At 69.4% G+C, this 24277-nt stretch carries 27 protein-coding genes; 20 read left to right on the forward strand and 7 right to left on the reverse strand.

Features of this window, described 5'->3' with window-relative positions; genetic code table 11:
• Positions 1–352: 352 nt before the first annotated feature.
• Positions 353–1324, forward strand: a complete 972-nt coding sequence (locus M3147_RS05155; protein ID WP_251202408.1) for a hypothetical protein — start codon at positions 353–355, stop codon at positions 1322–1324.
• Between the two features lie 42 nt (positions 1325–1366).
• Here the strand turns inward: M3147_RS05155 and epsC are convergent, their stop codons facing one another.
• Entirely contained in the window at positions 1367–1951 is a 585-nt protein-coding gene (gene epsC / locus M3147_RS05160; protein WP_243570875.1) for a serine O-acetyltransferase EpsC, read from the reverse strand.
• Positions 1952–1955: 4 nt separating this feature from the next.
• Complete coding sequence (gene cysK / locus M3147_RS05165) at positions 1956–2891, reverse strand: cysteine synthase A (protein ID WP_251202409.1); 936 nt, start codon at positions 2889–2891, stop codon at positions 1956–1958.
• A 112-nt stretch (positions 2892–3003) separates the two neighbouring features.
• On the opposite strand from cysK, the gene prmC reads away from it, so the two are divergent.
• Positions 3004–3882, forward strand: a complete 879-nt coding sequence (gene prmC / locus M3147_RS05170; RefSeq protein WP_439954184.1) for a peptide chain release factor N(5)-glutamine methyltransferase — start codon at positions 3004–3006, stop codon at positions 3880–3882.
• Between the two features lie 61 nt (positions 3883–3943).
• On the opposite strand, the gene M3147_RS05175 is transcribed toward prmC, so the two are convergent.
• Positions 3944–5005 (reverse strand): TetR/AcrR family transcriptional regulator C-terminal domain-containing protein, encoded by a 1062-nt coding sequence (locus M3147_RS05175; RefSeq protein ID WP_251202410.1) that lies wholly within the window; start codon positions 5003–5005, stop codon positions 3944–3946.
• Positions 5006–5120: 115 nt separating this feature from the next.
• Between M3147_RS05175 and M3147_RS05180 the strand changes: the two genes are divergently transcribed.
• The 15 genes from M3147_RS05180 to M3147_RS05250 all read left to right on the forward strand — a co-directional run bounded on the left by M3147_RS05180 (position 5121) and on the right by M3147_RS05250 (position 17987).
• Complete coding sequence (locus M3147_RS05180) at positions 5121–6053, forward strand: ATP-binding cassette domain-containing protein (protein WP_251202411.1); 933 nt, start codon at positions 5121–5123, stop codon at positions 6051–6053.
• 44 nt (positions 6054–6097) lie between these two features.
• Complete coding sequence (locus M3147_RS05185) at positions 6098–6943, forward strand: ABC transporter permease (RefSeq protein WP_251202412.1); 846 nt, start codon at positions 6098–6100, stop codon at positions 6941–6943.
• 104 nt (positions 6944–7047) lie between these two features.
• Positions 7048–7815, forward strand: coding sequence for an L-threonylcarbamoyladenylate synthase (locus tag M3147_RS05190; protein ID WP_251202413.1), 768 nt, complete (start codon positions 7048–7050; stop codon positions 7813–7815).
• Positions 7812–9092, forward strand: coding sequence for an MraY family glycosyltransferase (locus M3147_RS05195; protein WP_251202414.1), 1281 nt, complete (start codon positions 7812–7814; stop codon positions 9090–9092). Before M3147_RS05190 ends, M3147_RS05195 begins: the two co-directional genes overlap by 4 nt.
• Positions 9089–9562, forward strand: coding sequence for a hypothetical protein (locus M3147_RS05200; RefSeq protein ID WP_251202415.1), 474 nt, complete (start codon positions 9089–9091; stop codon positions 9560–9562). The genes M3147_RS05195 and M3147_RS05200 overlap by 4 nt, the downstream gene beginning before the upstream one ends.
• Before the next feature lie 196 nt (positions 9563–9758).
• Entirely contained in the window at positions 9759–10538 is a 780-nt protein-coding gene (gene atpB / locus M3147_RS05205) for a F0F1 ATP synthase subunit A (RefSeq protein ID WP_251202416.1), read from the forward strand.
• A 45-nt stretch (positions 10539–10583) separates the two neighbouring features.
• Positions 10584–10820 carry an ATP synthase F0 subunit C gene (gene atpE, locus M3147_RS05210; RefSeq protein WP_108390493.1) on the forward strand — a complete coding sequence of 79 codons (237 nt, stop codon included), beginning with the start codon at positions 10584–10586 and terminating at the stop codon, positions 10818–10820.
• Positions 10821–10850: 30 nt separating this feature from the next.
• Positions 10851–11411 carry a F0F1 ATP synthase subunit B gene (locus M3147_RS05215; protein WP_243568764.1) on the forward strand — a complete coding sequence of 187 codons (561 nt, stop codon included), beginning with the start codon at positions 10851–10853 and terminating at the stop codon, positions 11409–11411.
• 3 nt (positions 11412–11414) lie between these two features.
• The gene (locus tag M3147_RS05220; RefSeq protein WP_251202417.1) at positions 11415–12206 is read left to right on the forward strand and encodes a F0F1 ATP synthase subunit delta; all 792 of its coding nucleotides are present in this window, start codon (positions 11415–11417) and stop codon (positions 12204–12206) included.
• An 87-nt stretch (positions 12207–12293) separates the two neighbouring features.
• Positions 12294–13934: a F0F1 ATP synthase subunit alpha gene (gene atpA / locus M3147_RS05225; RefSeq protein ID WP_243568762.1), complete on the forward strand. Its 1641-nt coding sequence runs from the start codon at positions 12294–12296 to the stop codon at positions 13932–13934.
• Positions 13935–13978: 44 nt separating this feature from the next.
• Positions 13979–14875 (forward strand): F0F1 ATP synthase subunit gamma, encoded by an 897-nt coding sequence (locus tag M3147_RS05230; RefSeq protein ID WP_251202418.1) that lies wholly within the window; start codon positions 13979–13981, stop codon positions 14873–14875.
• A gap of 22 nt (positions 14876–14897) precedes the next feature.
• On the forward strand, positions 14898–16352 hold the full coding sequence (atpD, locus tag M3147_RS05235; RefSeq protein WP_251202419.1) for a F0F1 ATP synthase subunit beta: 1455 nt from the start codon (positions 14898–14900) through the stop codon (positions 16350–16352).
• A 2-nt stretch (positions 16353–16354) separates the two neighbouring features.
• Positions 16355–16615, forward strand: a complete 261-nt coding sequence (locus tag M3147_RS05240; protein WP_251202420.1) for a F0F1 ATP synthase subunit epsilon — start codon at positions 16355–16357, stop codon at positions 16613–16615.
• Between the two features lie 32 nt (positions 16616–16647).
• Positions 16648–17220 carry an AAA family ATPase gene (locus M3147_RS05245; RefSeq protein ID WP_251202421.1) on the forward strand — a complete coding sequence of 191 codons (573 nt, stop codon included), beginning with the start codon at positions 16648–16650 and terminating at the stop codon, positions 17218–17220.
• Complete coding sequence (locus M3147_RS05250; protein ID WP_251202422.1) at positions 17220–17987, forward strand: YaaA family protein; 768 nt, start codon at positions 17220–17222, stop codon at positions 17985–17987. The genes M3147_RS05245 and M3147_RS05250 overlap by 1 nt, the downstream gene beginning before the upstream one ends.
• Before the next feature lie 100 nt (positions 17988–18087).
• Here the strand turns inward: M3147_RS05250 and M3147_RS05255 are convergent, their stop codons facing one another.
• Together M3147_RS05255 and M3147_RS05260 are read right to left on the reverse strand one after the other, a co-directional pair.
• Positions 18088–18678 (reverse strand): DNA-3-methyladenine glycosylase I, encoded by a 591-nt coding sequence (locus M3147_RS05255; RefSeq protein WP_251202423.1) that lies wholly within the window; start codon positions 18676–18678, stop codon positions 18088–18090.
• On the reverse strand, positions 18675–19172 hold the full coding sequence (locus M3147_RS05260; protein ID WP_251202424.1) for a methylated-DNA--[protein]-cysteine S-methyltransferase: 498 nt from the start codon (positions 19170–19172) through the stop codon (positions 18675–18677). Before M3147_RS05260 ends, M3147_RS05255 begins: the two co-directional genes overlap by 4 nt.
• Before the next feature lie 210 nt (positions 19173–19382).
• Here M3147_RS05260 and M3147_RS05265 point away from each other — a divergent pair, with 210 nt between their 5' ends.
• Entirely contained in the window at positions 19383–20528 is a 1146-nt protein-coding gene (locus M3147_RS05265) for a DUF4192 family protein (RefSeq protein WP_251202425.1), read from the forward strand.
• Between the two features lie 145 nt (positions 20529–20673).
• On the opposite strand, the gene M3147_RS05270 is transcribed toward M3147_RS05265, so the two are convergent.
• Both M3147_RS05270 and M3147_RS05275 read right to left on the reverse strand, forming a co-directional pair.
• Positions 20674–22056, reverse strand: a complete 1383-nt coding sequence (locus tag M3147_RS05270; protein WP_424221786.1) for an aspartate aminotransferase family protein — start codon at positions 22054–22056, stop codon at positions 20674–20676.
• Between the two features lie 2 nt (positions 22057–22058).
• Complete coding sequence (locus M3147_RS05275) at positions 22059–22547, reverse strand: Lrp/AsnC family transcriptional regulator (RefSeq protein ID WP_251202426.1); 489 nt, start codon at positions 22545–22547, stop codon at positions 22059–22061.
• Positions 22548–22759: 212 nt separating this feature from the next.
• Here M3147_RS05275 and M3147_RS05280 point away from each other — a divergent pair, with 212 nt between their 5' ends.
• Both M3147_RS05280 and M3147_RS05285 read left to right on the forward strand, forming a co-directional pair.
• Positions 22760–23557: a PP2C family protein-serine/threonine phosphatase gene (locus M3147_RS05280; RefSeq protein WP_251202427.1), complete on the forward strand. Its 798-nt coding sequence runs from the start codon at positions 22760–22762 to the stop codon at positions 23555–23557.
• 73 nt (positions 23558–23630) lie between these two features.
• Entirely contained in the window at positions 23631–24275 is a 645-nt protein-coding gene (locus M3147_RS05285; RefSeq protein WP_251202428.1) for an FHA domain-containing protein, read from the forward strand.
• Positions 24276–24277 lie beyond the last annotated feature (2 nt).

The raw sequence follows: 24277 nt of genomic DNA on the forward strand, positions 1-24277 counted from the left end.
GCGGATGCCTCGGCCCTCCGCCCTGGGCTGTGCGGGAGGGGCGCGGGCGCGCCACGTACGCGGCTGGGGGTCCGTTCGCCGCACCGGTGATGGCGGTGTGCGCCAGTTCGTGCTCGTTGCGCCACTTGGAGTGGCGCGTGGCGGTCGAAGTGGTGCGGATGCCTCGGCCCTACGCCCTGGGCTGTGCGGGAGGTGCGTGGGATGGGTGCGGGCGCTCCACGTATGCGGCCTGAGCCCGCGGCGCCGAAGCGCTTCGGCTTCATCCCTCCTCCACATCGTCGTGCCCGGCAGCGCCGTCCACGGAAGTCGTCCGAGCGTCCGAACGGCCTCTCAAACGGCCGATGCTGGGGCGATGACCAGCCATGCGCATGAATCCACGCCCCTGCCGATCGATCGCCATCGGCTGATCCACGCGTCCGTGGTGCTGCACGCGGGGCAGCAGGCGCAACTTCTCCGGGCGGTGCGCGCCGGCGAGGTGCAGCGTGTGCGACGGGGCGTCTACTCGCCGGTCGGCGCCGACCCGCCGCGGCGCGGAGCCGAAAGCCACCTGCTGACCGCGTTCGCCGCGGCCGCCCAGCGCGACCACCCGGTCTTCGCTGGCTACACGTCCGCGCTGCTGCACCGGATGCCGGCGGTCGGCGCGATCCCGACGCAGGTGACCCTCCTCGCGAGCGGCGCCTCCGGGCGCATCCGCAACGGGGTCGTCGAGCTCGGTCGGCGTGCCGACACCATCATCGAGACGCGTGACGGGATCAGGCTCACCTCGCTCGCCGACGCGGTCCTCGAAGTCGGTCGCCGCTCACCGCTCGTGACCGCGCTCGCGATGGTGGATGCGGCGATCGGTCGTCGGTTCGAGGGTGACGACCGGCCGGGCTGCACACTCGACGAACTCGTGGCGATCCTCGATCGCCGGCGCCCGTTCCGGGGGAGTCGCCGGGTCGCCGCCGTGCTCGCTCGCGCCGACCCGTTGGCGGAGAGCCCCCTCGAGTCGTTGAGCCGGCTGCGGTTCGAGGAGTACGGATTTCCTCCGCCGCTCTCGCAGCACGAGGTGCGCCTCGTCGATGGGCGAACCGCACGGCTCGACTTCGCTTGGCCGGGCATGGGGGTCTGGGGCGAGGCCGACGGCATCGGCAAGTACGGCAGCAGCGGCCGGCACTCGGCGGAAACCGTCATCGACGAGAAACGGAGAGAGGATGCGATTCGGGCGATCACCGGGTGGCGATGCGTGCGATGGGGATGGCAGGACGCGTGGCGCGGTGTTCCCCTCGCGCGTGCCCTGCTCGACGCGGGGCTTCCCACGAGCGGCCTCGCCCGGCGGCGATGAATCGGTCCGGTGCGGGCAGCTCGGTGCTGCCCCGGGGCCGGGTCAGATCTGCCAGTGCCAATCGTGCACGCCGCGCGCGGCGTCGGCGGCGGCGTTCGAGAGCGGCCGCACGGTCGCGGGCACCCCGACGACGAGAGAGTGGGGCGGGGCATCCTTCGTGACGACCGCGTTCGCGCCCACGGCGCTCCACGCGCCGATCGTGATGTTGCCGAGTACCTTCGCGCCGGCGCCCACCGTCACGCCGTCCTCGAGGGTGGGATGCCGCTTGGTGCCTGGCGGGGTGTTTCGGGGCGCTTTCCCGCCGAGGGTGACGCCGTGGTACAGCATCACGTCATCCCCGATGACCGTGGTCTCGCCGATGACGACGCCCATTCCGTGGTCGATGAAGAAGCGTCGCCCGATGGTGGCGCCCGGGTGGATCTCGATCCCCGTGAGGAAGCGTGCGAGCTGCGAGACGAGCCGAGCGAGGAAGCGCCAGCGGCGGCGCCACATCCGGTGCGTCAGCCGGTACGTCCAGATGGCGTGCAGTCCGGAGTACACGAGGAAGACCTCGAGACCGCCCCGTGCGGCGGGATCGTGCGCACGGGCGGTCGCGAGGTCTTCCTTCAGGCGCGAGAAGATCGTCACCCGATCAGTCAAGCAGACCTTCGTACAGGACCGTCGACAGGTAGCGCTCACCGTAGCTCGCGACGATCACGACGATCGTCTTGCCGGCGTTCTCCGGGCGCTTCGCGAGCTCCAGCGCCGCGTACACCGTCGCGCCGGAGGAGATGCCGCCGAGAATGCCCTCCTCCTGACCCAGCCGGCGCGCCGTGGCGACCGCCTGGTCGATGTTCACGTCGATGATCTCGTCGTAGACCTCGCGGTCGAGCACGGCGGGCACGAAGTTCGCGCCGATGCCTTGGATCTTGTGCGGGCCGGGATCGCCGCCGTTCAGGATCGGCGACTCGGCGGGCTCCACACCGACGATCTTCACCTCGGGCTTGCGTTCCTTCAGCACCTGGCCGGTCCCCGTGAGCGTGCCGCCCGTGCCGATGCCGGAGACGAAGATGTCGACGCCGCCGTCGGTGTCCGCCCAGACCTCCTCGGCAGTCGTCTTGCGGTGGATCTCGACGTTGGCCTCGTTCTCGAACTGGCGAGCGAGGATGGCGCCGGGTGTCGAGGCCGCGATCTCCTCCGCCTTCGAGACCGCGCCGCGCATGCCCTCGGAGCCCGGCGTGAGCACGAGCTCGGCGCCGTACGCCTTCAGCAGCGCCTTGCGCTCGGCCGACATGGTCTCGGGCATCGCGAGGATGACGCGGTAGCCGCGGGCCGCACCGATCAGGGCGAGCGCGATGCCGGTGTTGCCGCTCGTGCCTTCGACGATCGTTCCGCCGGGCTGCAGCTGGCCGGATGCCTCGGCCGCGTCGACGATGCCGACCCCGAGGCGGTCCTTCACACTCGCCGACGGGTTGTAGAACTCGAGCTTCGCGAGCACGGTGGCGCCAGCACCCTCGGTGAGCCGGTTCAGGCGCACGAGCGGGGTGCCGCCGAACGTCCGGGTGATGTCGTCGTAGATCTTGGCCATCTGGAGCCCCTCTCGGAGAGCAACGGGTCGGGCGCTGCGGAGCGCAACTGGGTCGGGCGTTGCCAGACTACGGCGGGACTCTCACAGCCGGGTGTGCGTTACATTCCATTGCGTGAATCCGTTCGACGCGCCCGCCCGTTCCCTGCGCCAGCTGCGAGAGGAGACGGTGGCTCGACTGACGGCCGCCGGCGTGCCCGACCCGGAGGTCGATGCCGAGCTGCTCCTCGGCCACGTACTGGGCCTCAGCCGCGGCGCCGTCCAGGCGAAACTCGTCGTGGGCGCCGACGTTCCCGATACGGAGGTCGCGACGCTCGACGGCCTCGTGGCCCGCCGTGTGCGACGCGAACCGCTGCAGCACCTCACGGGGCGCGCTGCGTTCCGCTCGCTCGAGCTGCACGTCGGACCTGGAGTGTTCGTGCCCCGTCCGGAGACCGAGCAGGTGACCGGGCTCGCCGTCGAGGCGCTGCGGGCGGTCGCCGCTCCGGAGCCGGTCGCCGTCGACCTCGGCAGCGGAAGCGGGGCGATCGCGATCGCGCTCGCCACGGAGGTGCCGCACGCGCGGGTGTACGCCGTGGAGAAGTCCGACGACGCGATCGACTGGACGCGGCGGAACGTCGAGGAGCTCGCGGGCGCGAACCTCACCCTCGTGCACGGCGACCTGGCCGACGCGCTGCCCGAGCTCGACGGCGCCGTCGACCTCGTGATCTCGAACCCGCCCTACGTGCCCGACGAGGCGGTGCCGCGGGACCCCGAGGTCTGGTTGCACGATCCGGCGATGGCGCTGTACGGCGGGGTCGACGGGCTCGACATCGTTCGCGTGCTCTCGCAGCGCGCGCTGCGGTTGCTGCGGCCGGGGGGCATGCTCGTCATCGAGCACGGGGAACTGCAGGCGGCGCCGATCGCGGCGCTGCTGGCCGGGGACGGCTGGCGCGGCATCTCCCATCATCGCGACCTCACCGCTCGCGACCGGGCGACGACCGCCCTCCGCTGAACCGGGCGGGCGCGGCAGTTGCCGGTCCCTGCCCTGGTCCGCGGGCATCCCTCGGCGGAGCTCAGCCCTGGCGCGCGGCCTTCTGCTTCGCCTGCAGCTCCTTCTCCCTGGCGTGCTGCTCGCGCTCGCGCGCGTGCTTCACTGCCTCGCGTTCCCGCTTCCGGGCGTCGCGCAGGGCCTTCTCGGCCTCGCGGACCTTCTGCTCGGCCTCCTTCCGCGCCTTCGCCGCGTCGCGCACCTTGGGGTCGCGGGGGAGGACGAGGAGGGGGTCCGGTTCCGCGGCGGCCCCGGCTGCGGAATCCGTCGACGGCCCGGCCGGCCCGTCCGGCGCGGCCGGCCCCTCCGGCCCGTCCGACCCGGCTGCGGCGATCCGGTCGAGGTGGTACTGGAGCCCGTCGAGGATGCGCTCGAGGCCGAAGGTGAAGTCCGTGTCGATGTCCTCATCGAGGTCCTCGACCGGCGGCACGTAGCCGCCGGCGGCGAACAGCGGGCTGAGGGACGGGAAGCGCTCCGGTGTCACGAGCTCCGCGAGCGCGGCGAACGCCGCTGAGCCCGTCGCGCCGGGCTCGCGCGCGGCGGCCCGGAGATCGCGGTCCTGTGCGCTCGTGGCGCGCACGTACGCGGTGAGCAGGAGGAGGGCCGACATCTTCTCGCCGTCGCTCAGCGGCAGTTCCCGCACCTCGTGCAGGAACCAGTCGACGATCTGCAGGCTGTTCGGCGTGATCGGGGCGCCGGAGACCGGGATGTCGACGAGCCAGGGGTGCTCGCGGTACGTCGAGCGGATGCCGAGCGCCCACGCGGTGACCCCGGCTCGCCAGTCCCGTTCGACCGATTCGCTGGGCTGCACGGGAAGGCTCGCGCCTTCCTGCATCAGTAGGACGAGGTCGTCCTTGCTCGTGACGTAGCGGTAGAGCGACATGGTGGTGAACCCGAGAGCGGTGGCGACCTTGCTCATCGAGACGGCGGCGAGGCCCTCGGCGTCGGCGAGCTCGATCGCCGTCTCCACGATCCGTTCGATGGAGAGTTCGCGCTTCGGGCCGCGCTGCGGATGCGCGGCGACGCCCCACGCCAGGGCCACCCCGCGGGGCAGCTCGGGGTCGGTGGATGGCTCGGGCTGATTCACTCGGCACTCCTCGATTCGGCTTGACCACAGTCTAGAACTGTGTATTACTTAAACAACGGTAGGTAACATAAACAGTTTGCGACATACGCAGACGACTCGACGAAGGGACTCACCCGTGGAACTCGCCATCGAAGCCCGCGGACTGCGGAAGCGGTTCGGCAGCACCGAAGTGCTCGCCGGACTCGATCTCGCGGTCGCGGTGGGCAGTATCTTCGCGCTACTCGGCCCGAACGGCGCGGGCAAGACGACGACCATCGGCATCCTGACGACGCTCGTCCGGCCGGACACCGGGAACGCGACCGTCGCCGGCGCCGACGTGCGCACCGCGCCCGGCGAGGTGCAGCGGCGCATCGCGTTGACCGGCCAGTCCGCCGCGGTGGACGGGGAGCTCACCGCGATCGAGAACCTGGTGATGCTCGGGCGGTTGTCCGGGCTGGGGCGGAGGCCGGCGCGCGAGAAGGCCGCCGAGCTGCTCGCCAGGTTCGATCTCGACGGGGCCGCCAAGCGGCGCGTCAGCACCTTCTCCGGGGGGATGCGCCGACGCCTCGACCTCTCGCTGAGCCTCGTCGTCGACGTTCCGGTGCTCTTCCTCGACGAGCCGACCACCGGCCTCGACACCCGGAGTCGGCAGGAGCTCTGGGCGATCATCCGCTCGCTCGCCGATGCCGGCACCACCGTCTTCCTCACCACGCAGTATCTGGAGGAGGCCGATCGCCTCGCCGATCGCATCGCCGTGCTCGATCGCGGCGTGATCGCCGCGGAAGGCACCGCCGCCGAGCTCAAGGCGCGCGTCGGGGGCGAGCTCGTCGAGCTCCGCGACGCCGGCGGCGAGCTGCTGCGGGAGATCCCGACCGACGGCAGCGTGCACGCGCTCCGACGCGCCATCGACGAGCTCGACCGCAGCGAGCTCGGCGCCGTGCCCGGCGCGCGGATCGGCATCCGACGCCCGAGCCTCGACGACGTGTTCCTCGCGATCACCGGCGACGGAACCCGTGGCCGGGCCGAGGCATCCGCCGCACCTGCCGGCGAGCTGCTCGAGACCAAGTGACCGGCCGACTCGACGAACCACGACTCGACGAAAGAAGGACGACCATGACCGCCCACGCCCCCACCCTGCCGTCGCGCGGCACGCCGGCCGTGCCGTCGCGCACCGTGCCGTCGCGCAGCCTGCGGCCGCGCATCCGCGGCACCGTCGCCGAACGCGTCTTCGTGACCCGGAGCCTCCTCCAGGAGCTCCGCGACCCCGAGGCGCTGCTGATGGCCGTCGCGCTGCCCGTGATGCTCATGCTGATGTTCACCTTCATCTTCGGACAGGCGATCGACCCGAGCGGCGGCTACGTCGACTACGTCGTGCCCGGCATCATCCTGCTCTGCGCGGGCTTCGGCGCGTCCTCGACGGCCGTCTCGGTCTCCCGCGACATGACGACCGGCATCATCGAGCGCTTCCGAACGATGCCGCTGCGCAGCGGGGCCGTACTCACCGGGCACGTCATCGTGAGCGTCATCCGGAACCTGTTCGCGACGGCCGTCGTCATCGGCGTGGCGCTCCTCGTCGGCTTCCGGCCGAGCGCCGGCCCGCTGGACTGGGTCGCGATGTTCGGCGTGGTCGCGCTGTACATCCTCGCGATCACCTACCTGTTCGCGGCGATCGGCCTCGCCGCCTCGAGCCCGGAGGCCGCCAACGGCTACGGCTTCATCCTGCTCTTCCTGCCCTACGTCTCGAGCGCCTTCGTCCCGGTCGCCACGATGCCGGACTGGCTCCGGCCGGTCGCGGAGCACCAGCCGATCACGCCGGTGATCGAGACGATCCGTTCCCTCCTCCTCGGCACGCCGCTCGGCAACACCGGGTGGATCGCGCTGGCCTGGTGCGTCGGCATCGTGCTGGTCGCGGCCGTGTGGGGTGCTTGGCTGTTCCGGCGCAAGGCCGGCCGCCGCTGAGCGAGACGACGGGCGGATGCCTCGGGCGCGGGTCGCCCGAGGCATCCGCCGCACCCGGCCGGAGGCCCGCGGCACCCCGGCGCCCGGACTAGAATCGGCAGGTCATGACTGCCATCTACGACTGCTCGGTCGACGCCCAGCTGCTCACCGGAATGCGCCTCGCCAGGGGTGCGATCGGCCGGGGCGAGCTCGTGGTGCTGCCGACCGACACCGTCTACGGGCTCGCGGCCGACGCCTTCGCACCGGCTGCCGTGCAGCGGTTGCTCGAGGCCAAGGGCCGCGGGCGCACCTCCCCGCCGCCCGTGCTCGTGCCCGGCATCCCGACGCTCGACGCCCTGGCGGCCGAGGTGCCCGACGCGGTCCGCGAGCTCGTCGCGGCGTTCTGGCCGGGCGGCCTCACCCTGATCCTCCGGGCTCAGCCGTCGCTGCAGTGGGACCTGGGGGAGACCCGCGGCACCGTGGCGCTCCGCATGCCGTCGCACCCGATCGCGCTCGAGCTGCTGAGCGAGACGGGACCGCTCGCGGTCTCCTCGGCGAACCTCTCCGGGCGTCCGAGCGCGACCACGGCCGCAGAGGCCGAGGCCATGCTCGGCGACTCGGTCGCGGTGTACCTCGAGGCGGGGCCGAGCGGCGCCGGCTACGAGGCGGTCGGCGAGCGCCCCGGCGACCTCTCGTCGACCATCGTCGACGCGACCGCGCTCGCGAGCGGCGGGCCGCTGCGCATCGCCCGCGCCGGCGTCATCACCCGCGAGCGCATCGCGGAGGTGGTGGGGGAGGAGCTCCTCGCTCCGATCGTGGACGCGGACTCCGCCGCCGATGCCTCGAGCCCGGCCGAGGCCGGCGCCGACGGGACGGACGCCGCCCGCTCATGACCCTGTTCGTCGCGCTCGCGCTCCTCGCCGCGCTCGTCACCTTCGGGTGCGCGGTCGTCGTCTGGCGGCTCAGCCTGAAGTACCGGCTGTACCCGAAGATCCGCGAGCGCGACGTGCACACGCGGCCGACGCCGCGGCTCGGCGGCATCGCCATGTTCATCGGCGTGCTCGCCGCGTTCGGGGCGGCCTGGTTCGTCTCGTCGCTCGGCTCGACGCGGTTCGCGAACATCGCGATCATCTTCCAGAACCCGGGCCAGGTGCTCGCGATCCTCGGGGCGGCCCTGCTCATCGTCCTCATCGGCGTCGCCGACGACCTCTGGGACCTCGACTGGATGACGAAGCTCGCGGGCCAGTTCATCGCCGCCGGGCTGATCACCTGGCAGGGGGTCTCGATCGTCTCGCTGCCGATCGGCGGGATCACGGTCGGCTCGTCCTGGATGTCGGCCGCCGTGACGGTGTTCGCGATCGTGCTCGTGATGAACGCGGTGAACTTCATCGACGGGCTCGACGGCCTCGTCGCCGGCGTCACGCTCATCGCCAACGGCGTGTTCTTCGTCTACACCTATCTGCTCGTGCAGCAGACCTCGCCGACCAACTACTTCAACCTGGCCTCGGTCATCGCGGTCGCGCTCGTCGGCGCCTGCGCCGGCTTCCTCCCATTGAACTGGCGACCGGCGAAGCTCTTCATGGGCGATGCGGGAGCGCTCCTCGTCGGCCTCCTGATGGCGACCTCGGCCATCTCGGTGACGGGCCAGCTGAATCCCGGCAGCGTCGGCTTCGAGCAGCTCTTCGCCGCGTTCATCCCGATCCTGCTGCCGTTCATCGTGCTGCTCATCCCGCTGCTGGACTTCGGCCTCGCGATCGTCCGCCGCCTGCGGGCCGGCAAGTCGCCGTTCGCCGCCGATCGCAAGCACCTGCACCACCGGCTGCTCGACATGGGGCACAGCCACCTGAACGCGGTCCTCATCTTCTACGGCTGGACGGCCGTCGCGTCCGTCGGCTGCCTCCTCACGTACGTGTTCCCCGTCTACTTCGACATCGACGTGCTGTGGGCCTTCGTGTTCCTCGGGGTCGGCTTCGTCGTGTGCACTGTGTTCACCCTCGCCCCGCTCGGTCGGCGCAAGCGGCTGACGGTGGCCGCCGAGGAGCGCCCGGTCGAGGGGCCGGTCAACTCCATCGACGGCAAGACGGAGGAGCCGGTGCACGCCGACGGGCTCGACGAACTCGCAGCGACGCCCTCGGTAGAATCGGGCGACCCCGGAACAGGAGCCCGATGAACGCCGACGCCCCCGCCGACCGCACGCCGACCTCGAACCCGGTGCTCCGCCGAGCGCTGACGTGGGGCGGCCTGCTGGCCGCCGTGATCCTCGTCGTGAGCTCGGTGCTCGGGCTGATCTTCGCCGGCGTCCCCGGCCTCGTGAGCGCCCTCATCGGCACGGTGATGGCCGTGCTCTTCATGGGCATCACGTCCGCGAGCATCCTGCTCGCCAACCGATACGCGAACAGCGACCTCTTCGTCGGCATCTTCTTCGGCGTCGTGCTCGGCGGCTGGCTCGTGAAGTTCATCGTCTTCATCGTGCTGGTCGTCGTCCTGCGCGGTGTCGACTGGCTCGATCCGACCGTGCTGTTCCTCAGCATCGTGGCCGGCGTGCTCGCCTCGCTCGTCGTCGACGTGCTCGTCGTCGCACGGTCGCGACTGCCCTACGCGAGCGATGTCGAGCTCCCGAAGGCCCCCACCGAGGACTGATCTCGGGGAAACACCCGGCTACGGCGAATTCGTCTCGATGTAGAAGTATTGCTAGAGTAGACGGCGATCCCCTACGGTTTGCGCCGCTTACGCGTGTGCAAAACCGTATCCGATGTTCGTCGTCGCGAGAGCCCCGCTCCACGCCCCGAAACAGGAGAACGCGCTGCTAGCACACGCTGTGAACCTGCTGGTTCCGATGTCAACCGATGATGGTGAATTCCACGGGCCGTCGATCGGCGAATTCTTCCCGGGCCCGTTCCTGTTCGAGGACACGCCGTTCGAGATCAACCGCATCATGCTGGTGCGCTTCGTCGCCGTCGCCGCGCTCCTCCTGCTCTTCTGGCTCGGCACGCGCCGCATGCGCGTCGTCCCCGGCCGCTTCCAGAGCATCGTCGAGATGGGTCTGGACGTCGTCCGCGTGAACATCGCCGAAGACCTGCTCGGCAAGAAGGACGGCAAGCGGTTCCTGCCGATCCTCACCACCATGTTCTTCATGGTGCTGTTCATGAACATCACGGGCATCATCCCGTTCCTGAACATCGCCGGCACCTCGGTCATCGGTGTGCCGCTGGTGCTCGCGATCGTCTCGTACATCACGTTCATCTACGCCGGTGTGCGCAAGAGCCCGAAGAACTTCTTCAAGAACGCGCTCTTCCCCGCTGGGGTGCCGTGGCCGGTGTACATCATCGTCACGCCGATCGAGTTCATCTCGACGTTCATCATCCGCCCCGTCACGCTGACGCTGCGACTCATGATGAACCTGATCGTCGGCCACCTGCTGCTCGTGCTCTTCTTCTCGGCCACGCAGTTCTTCTTCTTCACGGCGCCCGGGCTGTTCAAGCTCCTGGGCGTGGGCAGCCTCGCCTTCGGCCTGGCGTTCACCCTCTTCGAGATCCTCGTCGCCGTGCTGCAGGCATACGTCTTCGCTCTTCTCACCGCGGTCTACATCCAGCTCGCGGTCGCAGAAGAGCACTGAGCCGGGCAACCGCCCACACCAATCCCTAAGAAAGGAAACCCCAACGTGGACGCAACCACCGTTCTCGCTGAGATCAACGGCAACATCGCGACGGTCGGCTACGGCCTCGCTGCCATCGGCCCGGCCATCGGCGTGGGCATCGTCGTCGGCAAGACGATCGAGGGCGTGGCCCGCCAGCCCGAGCTCGCCGGCCGCCTCCAGGTGCTGATGTGGATCGGTATCGCCTTCACCGAGGCGCTGGCCTTCATCGGTATCGCCACCTACTTCATCTTCACCAACTAGTCCCCTTCCGCAGCGAGTTAGGAGGCCACTGTGCTTCACGCAGTACTCAAGGCTGCGACGGAGGAGTCGACGCAGAACCCGGTGATCCCGGAGTGGTACGACATCATCTGGTCGTCGGTCTGCTTCGTCATCATCCTCGTCTTCTTCTGGAAGTACGTGCTGCCGCGCGTCCAGAAGATGCTCGACGAGCGCGGCGAGGCCATCGAAGGCAACATCGCGAAGGCCGACGAGGCTCAGCGCAAGGCCGAAGCGGCCCTCGAGGAGTACACCGCTCAGCTCGCCGACGCGCGCGCTGAGGCCGGTCGCATCCGCGAGACCGCCCGCGAAGACGGCAAGCAGATCGTCGCCGAAGCCAAGGACACCGCGGTCGCCGAGGCCGCTCGCGTCACCGCGAGCGCGCAGGCGCAGATCGAGGCCGAGCGTCAGTCGGCGCTCGTCTCGCTGCGCAGCGAGGTCGGCACCATCGCGATCGACCTCGCCTCGGGCGTGGTCGGCGAGACGCTGTCCGACGACGCGAAGGCGAAGGCGGTCGTCGACCGATTCCTCGCCGATCTCGAGGCCGACACGGCCACCGCCGGAGGGAAGAACTAGCCCATGGGGAGCGCCACGACCCAGGCCCTGGCCGCCACGCGCACCGCACTCGGTGCGCTCGGCCCGGCCGAGCTGTCGGTCGCGAGCGAACTGCTCGCCGCCGTTCGCGTGATCGGTGCCACGCCGCAGCTGCGCACCGCACTCACCGACAACGAGGCGGACGCCGCGCAGAAGCGCGCACTCGTCGAGTCGGTCTTCGGCGGGAAGATCTCGGCCGGCGCGGCCTCGCTCCTCGTGAGCGCCGCGTCGAGCCGCTGGTCGAACGCCGCGGACTTCCTCGCGGGTGCCGAAGAGCTCGGCATCCGGGTCGCCGCCCGGACGTCGGGCGACGCGGAGGTCGACGCCGAGCTGTTCGCCTTCGACCGCACGGTCGCGGGCGACTCCGAGCTCGAGCTCGCGCTCGGCTCGAAGCTCGGCGGCCCCGAGCCGAAGGCGGCGCTCGTCGACCGCCTCCTCACCGGCAAGGCCTCGCCCGCGACGGTGGTCATCGTTCGTCACCTGGTGCAGCAGCCCCGCGGCCGCCGCATCGGCGAGATGCTCCGCGGTGCCGCATCCGTGGTGGCCGACGAACGCGGCTTCGAGGTCGCGACCGTCACGACCGCCGTCCCGCTCACCGCCGAGCAGCTCGCCCGGCTCGAGCGCGGCCTCGCCGCCCAGGCCGGCCGTGCCATCCGCTTCGACACCATCGTCGACCCCGCCGTCGTCGGCGGAGTCCGCGTGCAGATCGGCGACGAGGTCATCGACGGCAGCGTCGCCAGCCGCCTCAACGAGCTGCGGCAGAAGCTTGCCGGCTGACGCCGGACGACAACGACCGGCGTCCCGCGCCGCGACACATCAGTAGCTGTACCGCGGTACAGGCCAGCCCAGGAAAAGGAAAAGGCAATGGCAGAACTCTCCATCAGCCCCGATGAGATCCGCTCGGCTCTCTCGGAGTTCGCTCAGGCGTACGAGCCTGGCGCGGCGCAGAAGACCGAGGTCGGGTATGTGACCGACGCGGCCGACGGTATCGCCCACGTCGAGGGCCTGCCCTCGGTCATGGCGAACGAGCTCGTCCGCTTCGCCGACGGCACCCTGGGTCTGGCTCAGAACCTCGACGAGGACGAGATCGGTGTCGTCGTGCTCGGCGAGTTCACCGGCATCGAGGAGGGCATGGAGGTCACCCGCACGGGCGAGGTCCTGTCCGTCCCGGTGGGCGAGGGCTTCCTCGGCCGTGTCGTCGACCCGCTCGGCAACCCGATCGACGGCCTCGGCGAGATCACCGACATCGACGGCCGTCGCGCCCTCGAGCTCCAGGCGCCCGGCGTCATGCAGCGCAAGAGCGTGCACGAGCCGATGCAGACCGGCATCAAGGCGATCGACGCCATGATCCCCGTCGGCCGCGGCCAGCGCCAGCTGATCATCGGCGACCGCCAGACGGGCAAGACCGCCATCGCGATCGACACGATCATCAACCAGCGCGCCAACTGGGAGTCGGGCGACCCGACCAAGCAGGTCCGCTGCATCTACGTCGCGATCGGCCAGAAGGGCTCGACCATCGCGAGCGTGAAGGGCGCCCTCGAGGAAGCCGGCGCGATGGAGTACACCACCATCGTCGCCGCGCCGGCCTCGGACCCGGCGGGCTTCAAATACCTCGCGCCGTACACCGGCTCGGCCATCGGCCAGCAGTGGATGTACGCCGGCAAGCACGTCCTCATCGTGTTCGACGACCTGTCGAAGCAGGCCGAGGCCTACCGCGCCGTGTCGCTGCTCCTCCGCCGTCCGCCGGGCCGCGAGGCCTACCCGGGCGACGTCTTCTACCTGCACTCGCGTCTGCTCGAGCGTTGCGCCAAGCTCTCCGACGAGCTCGGCGCCGGTTCGATGACCGGCCTGCCGATCATCGAGACCAAGGCGAACGACGTCTCGGCGTACATCCCGACCAACGTGATCTCGATCACCGACGGCCAGATCTTCCTCCAGTCCGACCTCTTCAACGCGAACCAGCGCCCGGCGGTCGACGTGGGTATCTCGGTCTCGCGAGTCGGCGGTGACGCGCAGGTCAAGTCGATCAAGTCGGTCTCCGGCACGCTGAAGCTCGAGCTGGCCCAGTACCGCTCGCTCGAGGCCTTCGCGATGTTCGCGTCCGACCTCGACGCGGCCAGCCGTCGTCAGCTCGCCCGTGGCGCACGTCTGACCGAGCTGCTGAAGCAGCCGCAGTACTCGCCGTACCCGGTCGAGGACCAGGTCGTCTCGATCTGGGCCGGCACGAAGGGCCACCTGGACGAGGTCCCGGTGGAGGACATTCTGCGCTTCGAGTCGGAGTTCCTCGACTACCTGCGCCGCAACTCGGACGCCCTCACGGTGCTCCGCGAGTCCAACAAGCTCGAGGACGAGACCATCGCCAAGCTCGAATCGGCGATCTCGACCTTCAAGAGCGAGTTCCAGACCGGTGAGGGCAAGCCCCTCGCCTCGGTCGGCAGCGAGCAGTTCGAGGCCATCGCCGAGGAAGACGTCAACCAGGAGAAGATCGTCAAGGGTCGCCGCTGAGGCATCCGGCGATCTAGCCAGGTCACCAGGGATACAGGAGAGACATGGGAGCGCAACTTCGGGTCTACCGGCAGAAGATCAAGTCTGCCCAGACGACGAAGAAGATCACCAAGGCGATGGAGCTCATCGCCGCCTCGCGCATCCAGAAGGCGCAGGCCCGAGTGACGGCGTCGTCGCCGTACTCGCGTGCCATCACCCGTGCCGTCTCGGCCGTGGCGACGTACTCCAACGTCGATCACGTGCTGACGACCGAGCCCGAGAAGATCGAGCGAGCGGCCGTCGTGATCCTCACGAGCGACCGAGGCCTCGCCGGCGCCTTCAATTCGCAGGTCCTGCGTGAGGCGGAGGAGCTCGCCGAGCTCCTCCGCTCGCAGGGCAAAGAGGTGGTGTACTTCCTCGTCGGACGCAAGGCGGTCGGATACTTCCAGTTCCGGCACCGTGCGTTCGAACAGCAGTGGACGGGCAGCTCGGAGAACCCCGAGTTCGAGCTGGCGAAGGAAGTCGCCGACGCCGTGCTCGAGGCCTTCCTCCGCGATGCGGCCGACGGCGGCGTCGACGAGATCCACGTCGTGTACAACACCTTCGTCAGCATGATGACGCAGACCCCGACGGTCGTGCGTCTGCTGCCGCTCGAGGTGGTCGAGGGCGTCGAAGAGCCGGATGCCACGGTGCAGCCGCTCTACGAGTTCGAGCCCGACGTCGAGACGGTGCTCGACGCGCTGCTGCCGGTGTACATCGAGAGCCGCATCTTCAACGCGCTCCTGCAGTCGGCGGCCGCCAAGCACGCCGCGACGCAGAAGGCGATGAAGTCGGCCTCCGACAACGCCGACAAGCTGATCACCGACTACACCCGCCTCGCGAACAACGCTCGCCAGGCCGAGATCACGCAGCAGATCTCCGAGATCGTGGGCGGCGCGGACGCGCTCGTCGTCGCCAAGTAGCAATCCAGAAAGAGTGAGCAGAATGACTGACACCATCGACATGGTCGCTGACCAGGCCGTCGCGGTCGGCCGGATCGCCCGCGTGACGGGCCCGGTCGTCGACATCGAGTTCCCGCACGACTCGATCCCCGAGATCTACAACGCCCTGACCACGCAGGTCGCCATCGGCGGCGAGACCACGACCCTGACGCTCGAGGTCGCCCAGCACCTCGGCGACGACGTCGTCCGGGCGATCGCGCTGAAGCCGACCGACGGTCTCGTCCGCGGCCAGGAGGTCACCGACACCGGCTCGCCGATCTCGGTGCCCGTCGGCGACGTCACCAAGGGCAAGGTCTTCAACGTGATCGGCGAGGTGCTGAACCTCGAGCCCGGGCAGACCATCGAGGTCACCGAGCGCTGGCCGATCCACCGCAAGCCCCCGGCCTTCGACCAGCTCGAGTCGAAGACTCAGCTCTTCGAGACCGGCATCAAGTCGATCGACCTCCTCACCCCGTACGTGCAGGGTGGAAAGATCGGCCTGTTCGGTGGTGCGGGCGTCGGCAAGACCGTCCTCATCCAGGAGATGATCCAGCGCGTCGCGCAGGACCACGGCGGTGTGTCGGTGTTCGCCGGGGTCGGCGAGCGCACCCGTGAGGGCAACGACCTCATCCACGAGATGGAGGAGGCGGGCGTCTTCGACAAGACCGCGCTCGTCTTCGGCCAGATGGACGAGCCGCCGGGCACGCGTCTCCGCGTCGCGCTGTCGGCCCTCACCATGGCCGAGTACTTCCGCGACGTCCAGAAGCAGGACGTGCTGCTGTTCATCGACAACATCTTCCGCTTCACGCAGGCGGGCTCGGAGGTCTCGACCCTCCTCGGCCGCATGCCGTCCGCGGTGGGGTACCAGCCGAACCTGGCCGACGAGATGGGCATCCTTCAGGAGCGCATCACCTCGACGCGCGGTCACTCGATCACCTCGCTGCAGGCGATCTACGTGCCGGCCGACGACTACACCGACCCGGCCCCCGCCACCACGTTCGCGCACCTCGACGCGACGACCGAGCTCTCGCGTGAGATCGCGTCGAAGGGTCTGTACCCCGCGATCGACCCGCTGACCTCGACCTCGCGAATCATGGACCCGCGCTACCTGGGCGCCGACCACTACCGCGTCGCGACCACGGTCAAGCAGATCCTCCAGAAGAACAAGGAGCTGCAGGAGATCATCGCCATCCTCGGTGTCGACGAGCTCTCCGAGGAAGACAAGATCACCGTGTCGCGCGCACGTCGGATCCAGCAGTTCCTCTCGCAGAACACCTACATGGCGAAGAAGTTCACGGGTGTCGAGGGCTCGACCGTTCCGCTGAAGGACACGATCGAGTCGTTCGACGCCATCTCCCGTGGCGACTTCGACCACGTCGCCGAGCAGGCGTTCTTCAACGTCGGTTCGATTTCCGACGTGGAAGAGAAGTGGGCGCAGATCCAGAAGGAGAACGGCTGATCATGGCCGCCCTCAATGTGAGCGTCGTCTCGGCCGACCAGGAAGTCTGGTCGGGCGAGGCGGCGATGGTGGTCGCGAAGACCGTCGAAGGCGAGATCGGCATTCTGCCGGGTCACGAGCCGATGCTCGCGATCCTCGCCGGTGGCGAGGTCCGCGTGACGCTGGACGGAGGGGAGAAGCTCACCGCGAACGCGGAGGACGGCTTCCTCTCGGTGCAGCAGAACTCGGTCCAGATCGTGGCGTCTCGCGCCGCGCTCGTCTGAGCGACCGACCCAGTTGAGATAGGAGTTCGCGGATGCCTGGGGAGCAGCCGTTCGACCGCCAGTTCGGTGACCTCGCGGTCACCCAGCTCATCGTCATGGCGGGGCTGCCGGGTGCGGGGAAGTCGACGATCGGTGAGATCGTCGGCGCCCGCCTCGGCGCCACCGTCGTGTCGGTCGATCCGATCGAGTCCGCCGTGCTTCGCGCCGGCATCGATGCGGATCAGCCCACGGGCCTCGCCGCCTACCTCGTCGCCGAGGAGATCGCGCGCAAGGAGCTCGAGGCCGGCCGCACGGTCATCGTCGATGCGGTGAACGCGGCCGAGGCCGCGCGCCTGCAGTGGCGAGATCTCGCGGAGCGCACGGATGCCCGGCTCCGCGTCATCGAGGTCGTGTGTTCGGACGAGGGCGTTCACCGCTCGCGTCTGGAGAAGCGGGAGCGCAAGCTTCCGCACCTCGACGAGACCACGTGGCGTGCCGTCGAGCAGAGCCTCGAGGGATACGCGGCGTGGAACGGTCCTTCGGCGGCACTGCCGCGGGTGACGATCGATTCGGTGCGCTCGCTCGGTGAGAACGTCGACGCGGCGCTCGCGTTCATCGCCTCGTAGTGCTGCTCGTCCTCCCGCCATCCGAGACGAAGCGGAGCGGTGGCGCGTTGCCCCCGCTTCGGATCGACGGGCTGTCGTATCCGTCCCTGGAGCGGGTGCGCGCCGAGCTGGTTCCGGCAGTCGTCGAGCTCGCTGCCGATCACGAGGCCGCGATGCGCGCACTGAAGCTCGGCCCGCGCTCCGCGGCCGAGGTCGATCATGATCGCGTCCTGCAGTCGTCGCCGACGATGCCCGCGCTCGACCGGTACACGGGGGTGCTGTACGACGCTCTCGACGCGCCGAGCCTGGACGCGGAAGCCCGCGCGTACGCGGGACGACATGTCGCCGTGCACTCCGCCCTGTTCGGCCTCGTGGCTGCGCTCGATCCGATTCCGGCGTACCGCCTCTCGCACGATTCCCGGGTGCCGGAGCATCAGCTGAAGCACCTGTGGCGGGAACCGATCGCGGCGGAGCTCGCCGCGCATCGCGGCCTCGTCGTCGATCTGCGGTCCGAGGGATACGTCGAGCTCGGCCCGGCCCCTCCCGGGTCGGTGTTCGTGCGGGTGGTCGCGGTCGACGGAACCGGCCGCAAGCGCGCCCTCAACCACTTCAACAAGCGGGCGAAGGGCGAGTTCACCCGAGCTCTGCTCGCGGCGCGCCCTGCGCCGCTCGACGATCTCGACGCCCTGCTCGCCTGGGCCCGTGCTGCGGGATTCGAGCTCGGTGTCGGCGCGGACGGTCAGCCCGGCCACCAGGGCGTGCACGAACTGGAGCTGCTCGCCGCCTGATCCGCCTTCGGTGGGCGCCCGGTGGCTGCGGCGGCGGCCTCAGGGCGTTGCGACTGGGACTGGGACTGGGACTGGGGCCGGGACAGCGCGGCCTGACGGCTCAGCGCGATCGGGTGGAGCGGAAGCAGCCTTCGAGATGGTCGTCGACCATTCCGGACGCCTGCATCAGGGCGTACATCGTCGTCGGCCCGACGAAGCGGAATCCCCTCCGGCGGAGTTCGGCGCTCATCGCGGTCGATTCCGGCGTCGTCGCAGGGACATCGGCGAATGCCGTGAAGGGCGCGTCGCGCGCCGGCGGCGCGAACGACCACAGCAGCTCGTCGATCGGTCGATCGAGCGCCAGGGTGGCCCGAGCGTTCTGGATGGTGGCCTCGATCTTGCCCCGGTGCCGGATGATTCGCGTGTCGCCCAGGAGGCGTTCGACGTCGTGCTCGTCCATCGCGGCGACCAGCACCGGATCGAAGCCGAGGAAGACCTCTCGGAAGGCTGGTCGTCGTCGCAGGATGGTGATCCAGGACAGGCCCGCCTGGAAACCCTCGAGGCAGAGCTTCTCGAACAGTCTGACGGGATCCCGCATGGGGGTGCCCCACTCCTCGTCGTGGTAGCGCGAATACTCGGCGTCGTTGGCGCCCCACGCGCAGCGGGTACGCCCGTCGTCACCGACGACGAGGTCGGCCTTCGGTGCGCTCACGCGGCGAAGCCGATCTGCTCGTGCCCGAGCAACCAGAGCTTCGTGGGAATGCCGTGCCCACCCGAGTAGCCGGTGATGCGCCCATCGGAGGCGAGCACCCGGTGGCAGCCGATGACGATGGGGATCGGATTGGCCCCGACCGCCCCGCCGATCGCTCGTGCAGAGCCGGGGCGGCCAACGGCTGCGGCCAAGGCGCCGTACGTGGTCGCCTCGCCCCAGTGCAAGCGGGCGAGTTCCGCCCAGACGGCGCGCTGGAAGTCGCTGCCGCCGGCCGGCTTCACGGGCAGCTCGAACTCCGTGCGTGTTCCGGCGAAGTACTCGGTCAACTGCTCGCGGGCGAGCGCCAGCACGGCATTGACCCGCTCGGGCTCGTCGTCGTGGGGCAGCGCGCCGTCGGCGTCCTCGATGGTCAATGCGACGAGATGCTCGTCGTCGCCGACGAGCTCGATGCGCCCGATCGGTGAATCGATGCGGAGGAGGTAGACGTTGCTCATGCTTCGAGCGTAGCCGCGCCCCCCGATGTCATCTCGCGGGAATCGGACGCCTGTGGAAGCCGAATCTGCGTACCAGGCTGTGGGGGGAGAGGCAGCGGTGCATGCACGCCGGGTGCGGGTCTCGTCCTCCCCAGGGCGGTGCCCGACGACTCCCTCAACAGAATCGGCTGCCGCCGGTCGGGGCTATACGGTGGCGCCGAAGCTGGGCCGATGACGAAACAGATCACCGTGCGCGCCACAGGCGGGCACGAGCTCCTCGCCCTTCTGCCACAGCTCGCCGGCACCTCGCTCCGTCGCTCCCTCGTCTGCATCGCCTTTCGCGGCAGCACGGTCATCGGGGTCCTCCGGCACGACCTCCCGCGGCGAATGGCAGATCATCCGGTGCTCGTGACCGCGGTGGTCGGCGCCGTGTGCCGAATCGAGGGCGCTGACGGCATCATCGTCGCGGTGTACTCGGATCGCGAGTATCCGCGCACCAACGGGGTGGCAGAACGCCGCCTGCTCGATCGAACGTGCGCGCGGCTCGAAGACGCCGGCTTCGAGGCGCATGACGGGTTCCTCGTCGCAGCGACCGGGTGGGGCTCGGTCTCAGACCCGTGCGTCCCGGTCGGCGGGCACGACCTCGGTCTCATCGACGCGGCGGCGTCGGTGCTACCCACCCTGGGAGAGGCCATGCCCGAGCCTCGGCCACCGGTCGCGGACCGCGCCCGAGCGGCTCGACTGCGTCGGCGCCTCCTCGCGTTGCGCGAGCGGAGTTCGACCGAGTGGCTCCACCGCGAGCTCGGGGCGCAGATCGATCCGATCGAGCTCGTGGAGCGGGTGCTGCACGAGCCGGCGCCGTCCGACGCGCAGGGCGCATGGTTCGCGGAGCTCGCCGCATCGGCGGTCTTCCGAGACGCGATCGTGCTGCAGATCGCGTTCGGCGCCTCGGTGGGGGAGATCGCGCTCGAAGGCATGGCCGGAGCGGCAGACGAGGTCGAGCAGATGCCTGAGCACGAGTGGTCGGGCGACTCCGGCCGCTCGGAGGGGAGCGACGAGTTCGTCTCGGAGCTCTATCTCGGTCGCACTCGGCTGAAGCCGGCGGCGGCGCGGGTCGAAGCGGGGCTGGTGTTCGTCGAGCAGCTCCTGGTGGACCTCCCGCGAGCGAATCGGCCGGGCGTGCACTGCATCGCCGGGTGGCTGCACTGGGCCCTCGGGCGAGGGAGCCGGGCCGGGGAGCATCTCGATCGTGCGCTCGAGATCGACCCTGACCACGCGATGGCCTGTCTTCTCGACATGTATCTGGGATCAGGAGCGCTGCCGGAGTGGGCGTTCGTGCGCGACGACGAAGCCGAGGCGCTCCCTGGTGCGGACTGACGCGGGGAGTCGCATCACCGCCGGTCCGTGACGCTCCCGCGCGCGTCGCGGCGACGGCGAAGGCCCCGGACGACGAGCGTCCGAGGCCTTCGGGCTCCGACCGGATCGGCTCGCCCGGATGCCGAAGGCATCCGGGCGAACACGGTCACAGACGGTTGGATGCCTCCGTGAGCACGCTGCGGAGGATCTGCTCGATCTCCTGGAACTCGGGCACGCCGATGGTGAGGGGCGGCGACAGCTGGATGACGGGGTCGCCCCGGTCGTCGGCGCGGCAGTAGAGTCCGGCGTCGAAGAGGGCCGTGGAGAGGAAGCCACGGAGCAGTCGCTCGGACTCTTCCTCGTTGAAGGTCTCGCGGGTCGCCTTGTCCTTGACCAGCTCGACCGCGAAGAAGTAGCCCTCGCCGCGCACGTCGCCCACGATCGGCAGATCGTTCAGCTTCTCGAGCTCGGCGCGGAACAGCGGGCTGTTCTCGCGGACGTGCTCGTTGAGCTTCTCCTCCTCGAAGATGTCGAGGTTCTCGAGCGCGACCGCCGCGGAGACGGGGTGACCGGCCCACGTGTAGCCGTGGTAGAAGGTCGTGTCGCCCTTCTTGAAGGGCTCGTAGATCTTCTCGTTGATGATGGTGGCGCCCATCGGGGCGTAGCCGGAGGTCATCGCCTTCGCACAGGTGATCATGTCGGGCACGTAGCCGAGCTGGTTGCACGCGAAGTAGTCGCCGATGCGGCCGAAGGCGCAGATGACCTCGTCCGAGACGAGCAGCACGTCGTACTTGTCGCAGATCTCGCGCACTCGCTGGAAGTAGCCGGGGGGAGGCGGGAAGCAGCCGCCGGAGTTCTGCACGGGCTCGAGGAAGACGGCGGCGACCGTGTCCGGGTCCTCCATCAGGATCTGCTCTTCGATGCGGTTCGCCGCCCAGAGGCCGAAGGCCTCGATGTCGTCGGCCGGCGCGCCCATCTCGGCGGCGCGGTAGAAGTTGGTGTTCGGCACGCGAAGACCACCGGGGGTGATCGGCTCGAACGGCGCCTTGATCGGCAGGCCGGTCACGGCGAGGGCGCCCTGCGGGGTGCCGTGGTAGGCGAGGGCGCGCGAGATGACCTTGTACTTGGTCGGCTTGCCCATCAGCTTCCAGTAGTTCTTCGCGAGCTTGTAGGCCGTCTCGACCGCTTCGCCGCCGCCGGTCGAGAAGAACACGTGGTTCAGATCGCCGGGCGCGTACTCTGCGAGACGGTCGGCAAGCTCGATCGCCTTGGGGTGCGCGTAGGACCAGATCGGGAAGAACGCGAGCTCCTCGGCCTGCTTCGCGCCCGCCTGGGCGATGCGCGAACGGCCGTGGCCGGCGTTCACAACGAAGAGGCCGGCGAGGCCGTCGATGTAGCTCTTGCCGTTGATGTCGAAGATGCGGTGGCCTTCGCCGCGCGTGATGATGGGCACGCCCTGCTCCATCGTCGACTGGCGCGCGAAGTGCATCCAGAGGTGATCCTTCGCCTGCTTCTGCAGCGTCGCATTGTCGTAGCGGACATCGGTCATGGTCATCGGTTCCTCACGGTTCCCCAGTTGTAATGCTGCTTCTGCAGCCTCAGGTAGACGAATGTCTCGGTCTGCTGCACGCCGTCGAGCGAGCGGATGCGGGCGTTGAGGAGATCGATGAGCTCCTCATCGTTCTCGCACACGACCTCGGCGAGCAGATCGAAACTGCCGGCAGTGAGCACCACGTAGTCGATCTCGGGGATCGAAGAGAGCTGCTCGGCGAGCAGCCGGGTGTCGCCCTCGGCGCGGATGCCGATCATCGCCTGCCGGGTGAACCCGAGCTGCATCGGGTCGGTGACCGCAACGATCTGCATGACCCCGGCCTCTTGCAGCCGTTGCACGCGCTGGCGCACCGCGGCCTCGGAGAGGCCGACGGCCTTTCCGATATCGGCATAGGAACGCCGGCCGTCGGTCTGGAGCTGCTCGATGATCGCCTTCGACACATCGTCGAGTTGCACCGGACGCGACGTCAGTCGTCCTGTGTTCGTCATGGCTCGATCATGACAGTCGAAAGCGCCAGAAGCAAGGGAATCAGTCGAATGGTAGGCGTTTCACAACTGATTCCATGGATCTCCTCGCCCTTCGTGCCGCGACGCGCGCGCCGCCCGGAACGAGCCGGCATCAGCCGGGCGCGGGTTCGAGGCGCTACGATCGACGGGTTCCCTCACATCCTGACGCGTCCCCCCGCAGACAGGCGAGATCCGTGACCCAGATCGGCATCGGCAATCCGCGCCATCGCGTCGTGCTGCCCGGCGGCACCGAGGTGGAGATCGGGTGGTCGGCTCTGACCGATACCGGGCTCCGGCGCGAGGTGAACGAGGACAGCTTCCTCGCCCAGCCGCCGATCTTCGCCGTGGCGGACGGGATGGGCGGTCACGCGGCCGGTGATTTCGCCAGCGCCGCGGTGGTCACGAGGCTCGCCGAGTACGGCGGACGGACGGTCGTGGGCACCCCGGAGATCGACCAGGCGCTCCGCTCGGCCGTGCAGGACATGGGGCGAGGTCGCGGCGTGACCGACGAAGGCAGCGGGACGACGGTCACCGGCGCCGCACTCGGGTCGATCTCGGGCGAACCGGCGTGGATCGTCTTCAACATCGGCGATTCGAGGGTTTACCGGTTGATCGGGGGAGTCCTCGAACAACTCACGGTCGACCACTCGATCGTGCAGGAACTCGTCGACGCCGGGCAGATCACCCGTGAAGAGGCCGAGACCCATCCGCACTCGAACGTGATCACGCGCGCGGTCGGCTTTCACGAGGCGCCGCTGCCCGACTACCGAGCGATCGCGATCGAGCCCGGGATGCGGCTCCTCATCTGCTCCGACGGGTTGACGAAGGAGATCACCGCCTACGGCCTCCGTCACTTCCTCGCATCCAATCCGACACCGGATGCGGCGGCCCGGCATCTGATGGACGCCGCGCTCGGCAACGGAGGGCGCGACAACGTCACGGTCGTGGTCGTCGACGTCCTCGAGGTCGTGCGGCCCCCGGCCGCCGACTGAGCCGCGCTCGGCGACACGGGCGCCGCTCGCCTGCGCCGGCTCGGCGTATCCCGCGGCTACGCTGGAAGCCGAGATGAGGAGCGTGCACGTGAACTGCCGGATCTGCGATGCGGAGTTGCCCGATGGGGCGATGTTCTGCGGTGAATGCGGAAGCTCGACGAGTGCGACGCCCGAGTCTCGGCGCAAGCTCGACCCGCGCCCCGGTGACACGACGATCGTCCACCCGATCGCGCGCCGAAACAGCGGCGTGATCAGCATCCCGGTCGGTGGTTTCCTCGCGCCGCCCGCCGAGGCCGAACGCGACGAGCGTTCGCCGGTGGCCGATGCGCCGGGGTCCGGAGCGCCGGAAACGCCCGTCGCCGAGTCGCCGGCCGCTCGCCGCGTCGGGGAGAGCGACCGGTTCCGCCTGCGGTTCAGTACGGGCGAGACGAGGATCGTATTCGGCAGCGGGCTCATCGGGCGCAAGCCACTGCCTCAGCCGGGGGAGCAGTTCGACCATCTCGTGCAGATCGCGGATCGCACGCTCTCCGTCTCGAAGACTCACCTGGAGTTCGGTTCGCACGACGGGGTGCTGTGGATCGCCGACCGCTTCTCGGGCAACGGCACCATGGTGCGCCGGCCCGATGACGGCGCGGTCCGCTGCGAGCCGGGCCGTCGTTACCAGGTGCCACGGGGCAGTACCATCGAGCTCGCGCAGCAGCAGGTCATCGTCGACTAGCT

The organism is Agromyces mediolanus (genome assembly GCF_023715325.1).
In the GTDB taxonomy this organism is placed as follows: Bacteria; Actinomycetota; Actinomycetes; order Actinomycetales; family Microbacteriaceae; genus Agromyces; species Agromyces mediolanus_A.

Coding starts and splice junctions, on each gene's coding strand:
- M3147_RS05265 (WP_251202425.1), top strand. CDS start 19,383: ATGACGAAACAGATCACCGTGCGCGCCACAGGCGGGCACGAGCTCCTC.
- M3147_RS05200 (WP_251202415.1), top strand. CDS start 9,089: ATGAACGCCGACGCCCCCGCCGACCGCACGCCGACCTCGAACCCGGTG.
- M3147_RS05155 (WP_251202408.1), top strand. CDS start 353: ATGACCAGCCATGCGCATGAATCCACGCCCCTGCCGATCGATCGCCAT.
- atpA (WP_243568762.1), top strand. CDS start 12,294: ATGGCAGAACTCTCCATCAGCCCCGATGAGATCCGCTCGGCTCTCTCG.
- M3147_RS05285 (WP_251202428.1), top strand. CDS start 23,631: ATGAGGAGCGTGCACGTGAACTGCCGGATCTGCGATGCGGAGTTGCCC.
- M3147_RS05185 (WP_251202412.1), top strand. CDS start 6,098: ATGACCGCCCACGCCCCCACCCTGCCGTCGCGCGGCACGCCGGCCGTG.
- M3147_RS05245 (WP_251202421.1), top strand. CDS start 16,648: ATGCCTGGGGAGCAGCCGTTCGACCGCCAGTTCGGTGACCTCGCGGTC.
- M3147_RS05220 (WP_251202417.1), top strand. CDS start 11,415: ATGGGGAGCGCCACGACCCAGGCCCTGGCCGCCACGCGCACCGCACTC.
- M3147_RS05270 (WP_424221786.1), bottom strand. CDS start 22,056: ATGACCGATGTCCGCTACGACAATGCGACGCTGCAGAAGCAGGCGAAG.
- atpB (WP_251202416.1), top strand. CDS start 9,759: ATGTCAACCGATGATGGTGAATTCCACGGGCCGTCGATCGGCGAATTC.
- M3147_RS05260 (WP_251202424.1), bottom strand. CDS start 19,172: ATGAGCAACGTCTACCTCCTCCGCATCGATTCACCGATCGGGCGCATC.
- cysK (WP_251202409.1), bottom strand. CDS start 2,891: ATGGCCAAGATCTACGACGACATCACCCGGACGTTCGGCGGCACCCCG.
- M3147_RS05230 (WP_251202418.1), top strand. CDS start 13,979: ATGGGAGCGCAACTTCGGGTCTACCGGCAGAAGATCAAGTCTGCCCAG.
- atpD (WP_251202419.1), top strand. CDS start 14,898: ATGACTGACACCATCGACATGGTCGCTGACCAGGCCGTCGCGGTCGGC.
- M3147_RS05190 (WP_251202413.1), top strand. CDS start 7,048: ATGACTGCCATCTACGACTGCTCGGTCGACGCCCAGCTGCTCACCGGA.
- M3147_RS05195 (WP_251202414.1), top strand. CDS start 7,812: ATGACCCTGTTCGTCGCGCTCGCGCTCCTCGCCGCGCTCGTCACCTTC.
- M3147_RS05240 (WP_251202420.1), top strand. CDS start 16,355: ATGGCCGCCCTCAATGTGAGCGTCGTCTCGGCCGACCAGGAAGTCTGG.
- M3147_RS05275 (WP_251202426.1), bottom strand. CDS start 22,547: ATGACGAACACAGGACGACTGACGTCGCGTCCGGTGCAACTCGACGAT.